We start from the raw sequence: 883 nt of genomic DNA on the forward strand, positions 1-883 counted from the left end.
GGACGAGGTCATCGTCCTGACGGGCCTGCGCCCGGACCTGTCCTTTCTGGGCGAGCTGCGGCTCCACCTGGACGACCGCCTCCAGGCCCCCGCGGCGCTCGCCCCGCTGATCGACCCCAACCAGCACTCCTGCGGCACCGTCTACCCGCACGGCGTGAACGAGCTCTCCCACCCCGAGAAGGGCGTTCACCTGGTCGGTATGAAGTCCTACGGCAGGGCTCCGACGTTCCTCGCCATGACCGGCTACGAGCAGGTCCGTTCCGTCGCCGCCCACCTCGCCGGCGACCACGAGGCCGCTCGGCGGGTCGAGCTCACTCTCCCGGAGACCGGGGTGTGTGGCGGCGCAGGCCTGTTCGACGAGCCTGCCGCCGAACAGGGCGCCGACGGTGGCTGCTGCGCGGCCCCGGTCGCCGTCAGCATCGGTACCCCGTCCGAGCAGGCCCCGGCCGACGGTGGCTGCTGCGTCGCCCCCCGCCGCCGCACCGTCCAGGCCGTCCCCGACCAGGAATAGGCGAAGGCGGGCCCCGCCGGCCGCCAACTGGTCCGTAGGTTCGCCGGTACAGCCCCACGGCCGGGACCTGGACGGCTAGCGTCGACACCACAGGCCCGGCCCGGCGCCGGGGAGTGACGATCAGAGGTGAGGCTGTGGGGGTGAGCCCCCGGCCCGCCGGGCGGAACGGGGGCCGCGGCCGCATCGGCCGGCCGCCGGTGGAGACCCTCCCCGAGTTGCGCGCCGCACTGTCCTGCGGTTCGGCGTCCAGGCGATCGGCGTCGCCGGGGTAGCCGTAGGCCGCCGGGCAACTGCTGCGCCGTGTGCCCCCGCGCCGCGTGGTAGAACCCGGGTCGCCGGTGCTCCGTCCGCCGAGCTGCTGCCGGTGCCCCC

The 883-nt window shown here is 75.2% G+C and carries 1 pseudogene; it reads left to right on the forward strand.

Going from position 1 to position 883, the window contains the following annotated elements:
* Nucleotides 1–511: pseudogene (locus tag PUR61_RS15440) on the forward strand (flavoprotein); the annotation flags it as partial.
* Between the last annotated feature and the right edge of the window lie 372 nt (nt 512–883).

It is taken from the genome of Streptomyces sp. BE20 (assembly GCF_036322525.1).
Classification (GTDB): Bacteria; Actinomycetota; Actinomycetes; order Streptomycetales; family Streptomycetaceae; genus Kitasatospora.